This window comes from Streptomyces sp. RP5T (assembly GCF_003933965.1).
In the GTDB taxonomy this organism is placed as follows: Bacteria; Actinomycetota; Actinomycetes; order Streptomycetales; family Streptomycetaceae; genus Streptomyces.
Map to the genome: position 1 here is coordinate 21,644 of NZ_RSAJ01000048.1, position 6,000 is coordinate 27,643.

A 6,000-nucleotide genomic window follows, 5' to 3' on the forward strand; every position below is an offset into this window, starting at 1 on the left:
ACGGCACCGGCCCTGCCCGGCGGGGCCCCACCTTGGACGGTGCCTGCGTCCGGCTGTCCCGCGCGGTGGCCGGCGACGCGAGCGGCCTGACCGTCTCCGCCCGGGCGAGGCGGAGCGGCGACAACCGGCTGCCCCGCCCCGCCCAGAGGCTCAGCTCTCCTTGACGCCCCGGTGCAGGGCCACGATCCCGCCCGTCAGGTTCCGCCACGCCACCTTCGACCATCCCGCCTTCTGCAGGCGCTCCGCCAGGGCCGGCTGGTCGGGCCAGGCGCGGATGGACTCGGCGAGGTAGACGTACGCGTCCGGGTTGGAGGAGACCGCGCGGGCGACCGGCGGCAGGGCGCGCATCAGGTACTCGGTGTAGACCGTGCGGAAGGGCACCCAGGTCGGGTGGGAGAACTCGCAGATCACGACCCGGCCGCCGGGCCTGGTCACCCGGTACATCTCGCGCAGCGCCGAGTCGGTGTCCTGGACGTTGCGCAGTCCGAAGGAGATGGTGACGGCGTCGAAGGTGTCGTCCTTGAAGGGCAGCTTCGTCGCGTCGCCCGCGGTGAACGGCAGCCAGGAGTGGTTCCGCTTGCCGACCCGGAGCATCCCGAGCGAGAAGTCGCAGGGGACGACATAGGCGCCGGTGCGGGCGAAGGGCAGCGAGGAGGTGGCGGTGCCCGCCGCCAGGTCCAGGATCTTCTGGGCGGGGCGGGCGTCGACGGCCCGGGCGACCTCCTTGCGCCACACCCGGTCCTGGCCGAGCGACAGCACGTCGTTGGTCAGGTCGTACCGTTCCGCCACGTCGTCGAACATCGAGGCGACTTCGTGCGGCTGCTTGTTCAGGGAAGCGCGGGTCACGTCCCCATTCTTGCAGGCCGCCCTCCCGGAAGAAGCTGCGGCTTCCTCTTCCCGGCCACGTCCTCCACCCATCCGCACAGCAGCACGAACACCCCGATGAGGATCCAGCCGACGCCGAACATGAACCACTGGCTCTCCAGCGGCAGCCACTTCTCGAACGCGGGCACGTCCCAGAACCGGTCGATCAGCGGCACGGCGAGGATCAGCGCGATCTCGTGCCACAGGTAGATCGTCACCGCGCGGGAGTTGAACACCGTGACGACCCGGTCGGTGCGCCGGAAGCGGGTGAGCCAGGCGAAGTCGATCCCGAAGTACGCCTTGGCCCACATCAGGAGCATCACGTAGCCGGCCGACCAGAAGGCCTGCGCGAGGGGGATGTCGTCGAGGTCGTACGTCCCCGTCTCGGCCTGGTGGGTGAGGGCGTACCAGCCGCCGAACCCGATCGCGGCGAGCGAGAGCACGATCACGGCGACCGGCTTGAGCCTGTCCAGGACCCCGTCCCGGTGGGCGAAGCCGAGGAGCCAGCAGAACAGGAAGGTCGCGAGGTCGGTCAGGGCGCTGCCGAGGCGGTCGTCCGGGGGCTCCCACCCGAACTGGAAGACCACGATCGGGGCGAGGGACAGCAGCAGGACCGGCAGCGGCGCGAGCCGGAACACCTTCAGCAGCGCCGGGGACAGCAGGACGAACCAGAGGTACGTCCGCAGGTACCAGAGGATCTCCCAGGCCTGCTCGCCCCACGCGTTGCCCGGCGGGTCCCCGAGCGGCACGATCCAGTAGACGATCTGCCGGCCCGGCATCCAGCCGTGGACCAGCATCGCGAGGACCACGAAGACGCCCCAGAACCAGAACGGCGGCAGCAGGCGGCGCAGCCGGCTCCTGATCACCTTGGCGGCCGGGCGCTCCAGGGACTTCGCCATCAGCGTCCCGGCCAGGCCGAACATGATGCCCATGGAGGGGAAGACCATGCCGGCCCAGGCCCACCCGAACGTGTGGTAGGTGACGACGCGGATCAGGGCGACCGCCCGGAGCGTGTCGAAGTACCGGTCCCGGCCGGGGGGCCGAGACGGAGGCTTCTCCTCCTCCGCCTCGGCGTAGGGGGGAGCAGGCGGAGCCTCCGGTTCCCACACCGGCTCCGCGCCCTGCCCGTCGTCGACGTGCTGCTGCGGGTACGGCTGATATGTGTACGGCTGCTGCGCATACGGCTGCTGCGTGTACTCCGGGTACCCGTACTCGGGCCCGTATCCCTGGTACTGCTGGGGATACCCCTGCTGCTCCCAGCTCATCGGCCGGCCCCCGCCGGGGTGCCGACCTCGCCGGTGCGCTTCAGCTTCTGCCAGCGCAGGCGGCCGCCGGTGAGCGCGGTGATGCAGGAGTGGATGAGGACGAGGTACATCATCTGCCGGTAGGCGAGCTGCTGGAGCGGCATCATCAGCAGATACCGGTACCGCTCCTTGTCCAGCCTGAAGGCGTACGCCGCGCACACGAGCTGGATGCCGAGGACCGCGAGCCACGCGCACAGCGCCGCCCGGAAGTCGATGAAGATCATGGAGTAGGCGGTGAACACGTCGATCAGCGGGGCGAAGACCGGCGTGAGGATCTGGAAGATCACCACGAGCGGCATCCCGACCCGGCCGAAGCGGCCCGAGGGCCCCTTGTCGGTGAGGGACTTCCGGTGCTTCCACAGCGCCTGCATGGTGCCGTACGACCACCGGTAACGCTGCGACCAGAGCTGTTTCAGCGATCCCGGCGCCTCGGTCCACGCACGGGCGTGCTCCTGGTAGACGACCCGCCGGCCCGCGCGGTGCATCGCGATGGTGATGTCGGTGTCCTCGGCGAGGGTGTCCTCGCTCATGCCGCCGACCTGGAGGACCGCCTCGCGGCGGAAGGCGCCGATCGCGCCCGGGATGGTGGGCATGCAGCGCAGCAGGTCGTACATCCGGCGGTCGAGGTTGAAGCCCATCACGTACTCGATGTGCTGCCAGGCGCCGATGACCGTGTTGCGGTTGCCGACCTTGGCGTTGCCGGCGACCGCGCCGACCTCCGGGTCCGCGAAGGGCTGCACCAGCTGCCGAACGGTGTCCGGTTCGAAGACGGTGTCGCCGTCCATCATCACGACGATGTCGTGACTGGCGCTGCGGACACCGTGGTTGAGGGCGGCCGGCTTGCCCGCGTTCTCCTGGCGGACGACGCGGACGTTGGTCATGCCGAGCCGCTCGGCCGCGGCCCGGGCGATCTGCGAGGTACCGTCCGAGGAGCCGTCGTCGACGACGATCACCTCGATCGGGTGGGTGCTCCGCGCCAGCGACTCCAGGGTGTTGGCGATGCACTCCTTCTCGTTGTACGCCGGGACGATCACCGTCACCGGCCGGGTGACCGTGGGCCCCCAGCTGAAGCGGCGTCTGTTGCGCTGCCGGTAATGGCGGCGGGCGAGGATCAGCATCATCCCGAACCGGCCCATGACGGCCACGCCCACGACCACGAGTCCCGCCGACAGCGTGGGCACGGTGTACTCGGCGACGGCGACGGCCATGACGAGCGCCTTGCCCTCGTAGAGGGTCGCGCCGGCGGCCTCGCGGTGGGCGGCCTGGAGACGGTCAGTGCCGGTCCGCGCCCCGCCCTGGAGCTGTCCGCCCGCGGCGCCGGCCGGCGCGTTCGCCTGCTGTCCGGCTCCGGCGGCCGCGTTCTGCGCCGCGACGACCCCGCTGACGGTGGTGAAGGTGTAGCCCTTCGCCCGCATCTTCTCGATGTACTCCGGCAGCGCCTCGATCGTCTGCTCGCGGTCGCCACCGGCATCGTGCATCAGCACGGCGGCGCCCGAGGTGCCCGACGGCGTGGCCCACTTGACGATCTTCGAGACGCCCGGCTTCTTCCAGTCGTCGCTGTCGGTGTCGACGAAGACGCTGGTGTAGCCCTCCTCGCCGAGCTTCTTGTAGACCGGCCAGCTGTAGTTGTCGATCGCGTCCGTCTCCGAGGAGTACGGCGCCCGGAACAGCGTGGTGGTGATGCCCGCCGCGCCAGCGAGGGCGAGCTGCGTCTGGGTCATCTCGCGCCGGATGCGGGTGTCGCTCTGGTAGGAGAGGTCGACGTGAGTGAAGGTGTGGATGCCCACCTCATTGCCCTGGTCGACCATGTCCTTCACGATCCCCGGGTAGCGCGAGACCATCGAGCCGACCACGAAGAAGGTCGCCGGGACGTCGTACTTCTCCAGGATCTCCAGGACCTGGGGCGTGTACGTCGGGTTCGGGCCGTCGTCGAAGGTGAGCGCGATCGTCTTGGACGGTACGGAGGTCGTGGTGGCCCGGCCGCCCCGGAAGCTGATGATCGGCCCGCCGTTGATGATCTCGTCGGGGACCTTGCTGGAGCTGGCTCCGTCGCGTACCCGCTGGTCGCCGCCGACCTCGGCGCGCAGGTAGCCGTCGAGCAGCATCACGCTGGTCAGGCCGAGCAGGAGCAGCAGGGCGAGGATGACCCGCGGTTTCTGCAGCGCCGCGGCCCTGCCCCTCGCCCGATCGATGCGGGAGGGGGCACGCCGGCGGCCGCGGGAGGGCGTCGTCGTGGTCATGTGGTGGGCCGTTCCGGTCAGTTGGAGGCCGCGGAGGCGGTCGCGGTCGGGGCGGTGCCCGTGGGCGGGGTACCGGTGGGCAGCGCCGGCGGGGTGCCGATGCCGCCCTGCGGCTGGAGGCCGCCGGGGCCGGAGTTCGAGGAACCGCCGGGTCCGCCGCCCGCGAAGGGCAGCAGTGTCGTGCTGGAGACGCCGATGCCCATGAAGGCCAGGCCCAGCACGACGGCGTAGCCGAGGGACAGAACGCCGAGGAGAAGGCCGATCCGGCGCAGCAGTCTGGAGCGGCGTCCGGAGTTGTCCACGAACACGGGGCCCTCGGCGCGGTTTTCGGTGGCAGGCTCGAAATGCATTCCCCAGACGTTAGGCAGGCTTTATGTGTTCCCATGTGGCGTCCTTGTGAGGCGCATATGAGATGGCTCTTGTCCTGTCTGTTTCCTGAGCGGTTCCGCGAAAGCCTGCGCAACGTTTCGGGGGGTTTACTCCTTACCACCCGCCTTGCCTGTGAGTTCGCTTTTCGAAGACTGTCGCCACAAGGCTCAGACCCGTGTGAGACATTCGCTCCCCAGAAAGCGACCTCACGAGATCGGGTGCATGCGCATGCGGAGTTTCCTGAAGCCGATGGTCGGGCTCACCTGCCTGTTCGCCCTGGCCACGGCGGGGTGTTCCGCCGAAGCGAAGCAGACCGGTACGTCACCGTCGGCGCCGTCGGTGGTCACTTCGTACGCGCCCTACGTCAGCGCCACCGAGGCCTCCGGCAACGACTCCGCGGGCTCACCCCCGGTCTACAACCTCGCGTTCGTCATCGCCGACGGCAGTGACTGCACGCCGTCCTGGAACGGCACGTCGGCCGTCGGCGACTCCGCCGTCACGTCCCGGATCAGCGCGCTGAAGGAGGACGGGGCCGAGGTGCGGGTGTCCTTCGGCGGGGCGTCCGGGAAGGAGCTGGCCGAGACCTGTTCCAGTGCGGCGAAGCTCGCGGCGGCGTACGGCTCCGCACTGGACGCGGCCGGTTCCTCGCTCGCCGACTTCGACATCGAGGGGGACACGCTGACGGACGCCGACTCGGTGGACCTGCGGTCCGAGGCGATCGCCCTGCTCCAGGAGGAACGGTCCGATCTCGCCGTCTCGTTCACGCTGCCCGTGATGCCGTCCGGGCTCGACGCCGACAGTGTGGCGTTGCTGGAGTCGGCGAACAACAACGCCGTTCAGGTGTCGACGGTCAACATCATGACGATGAACTACGGGGAGTCGTACGACGGGGACATGGGGGATTACGCGATCACCTCGGCGAAGGCGGCCCAGAGTCAGTTGAGGAAGGTGTTCGGCACGTCCGACTCCACCGCGTGGCGGGGAATGGCGCTCACTTCGATGATCGGCACGAATGATGTGGCCGGGGAGACGTTCACGCTGTCCGACGCGGCGCAGGTACGAGAGTTCGCCGAGTCGAAGGAGGTGGCGTGGGTGTCGATGTGGTCGACGTTCCGGGATCAGCAGTGCGAGTCGGGGGATGCCGATGCGGATGACGCGTTGACCAATTGCAGTGGGGTTGCTCAGAGTTCGGGGGAGTTCGGGGAGGCGCTGGGGGGTTGAGT

5 protein-coding genes are annotated in these 6,000 nt (G+C 69.4%); 1 reads left to right on the top strand and 4 read right to left on the bottom strand.

Annotation, left to right across the window (positions count from 1 at the left end; genetic code table 11):
• Window positions 1-150: 150 nt before the first annotated feature.
• The 4 genes from EHS43_RS08090 to EHS43_RS08105 are packed head-to-tail and all read right to left on the bottom strand — an operon-like array spanning window position 151 to window position 4,758.
• Window positions 151-846: a demethylmenaquinone methyltransferase gene (locus EHS43_RS08090; RefSeq protein ID WP_125189846.1), complete on the bottom strand. Its 696-nt coding sequence runs from the start codon at window positions 844-846 to the stop codon at window positions 151-153.
• Window positions 843-2,129 carry an acyltransferase gene (locus EHS43_RS08095; protein WP_125189847.1) on the bottom strand — a complete coding sequence of 429 codons (1,287 nt, stop codon included), beginning with the start codon at window positions 2,127-2,129 and terminating at the stop codon, window positions 843-845. The genes EHS43_RS08090 and EHS43_RS08095 overlap by 4 nt, the downstream gene beginning before the upstream one ends.
• A complete protein-coding gene (locus tag EHS43_RS08100; RefSeq protein ID WP_125189848.1) occupies window positions 2,126-4,408 on the bottom strand; it encodes a bifunctional polysaccharide deacetylase/glycosyltransferase family 2 protein in 2,283 nt (760 codons plus the stop codon). The genes EHS43_RS08095 and EHS43_RS08100 overlap by 4 nt, the downstream gene beginning before the upstream one ends.
• A 17-nt stretch (window positions 4,409-4,425) precedes the next feature.
• On the bottom strand, window positions 4,426-4,758 hold the full coding sequence (locus tag EHS43_RS08105; protein WP_260470435.1) for a hypothetical protein: 333 nt from the start codon (window positions 4,756-4,758) through the stop codon (window positions 4,426-4,428).
• Between the two features lie 247 nt (window positions 4,759-5,005).
• Here EHS43_RS08105 and EHS43_RS08110 point away from each other — a divergent pair, with 247 nt between their 5' ends.
• Window positions 5,006-5,998, top strand: a complete 993-nt coding sequence (locus tag EHS43_RS08110) for a chitinase (protein ID WP_185806155.1) — start codon at window positions 5,006-5,008, stop codon at window positions 5,996-5,998.
• The last annotated feature ends 2 nt before the right edge of the window (window positions 5,999-6,000 follow it).

What these genes read in the sequence shown, in the direction of transcription:
- EHS43_RS08110 (WP_185806155.1), top strand. Translation starts at nt 5,006, where the DNA reads ATGCGGAGTTTCCTGAAGCCGATGGTCGGGCTCACCTGCCTGTTCGCC.
- EHS43_RS08100 (WP_125189848.1), bottom strand. Translation starts at nt 4,408, where the DNA reads ATGACCACGACGACGCCCTCCCGCGGCCGCCGGCGTGCCCCCTCCCGC.
- EHS43_RS08105 (WP_260470435.1), bottom strand. Translation starts at nt 4,758, where the DNA reads ATGCATTTCGAGCCTGCCACCGAAAACCGCGCCGAGGGCCCCGTGTTC.
- EHS43_RS08095 (WP_125189847.1), bottom strand. Translation starts at nt 2,129, where the DNA reads ATGAGCTGGGAGCAGCAGGGGTATCCCCAGCAGTACCAGGGATACGGG.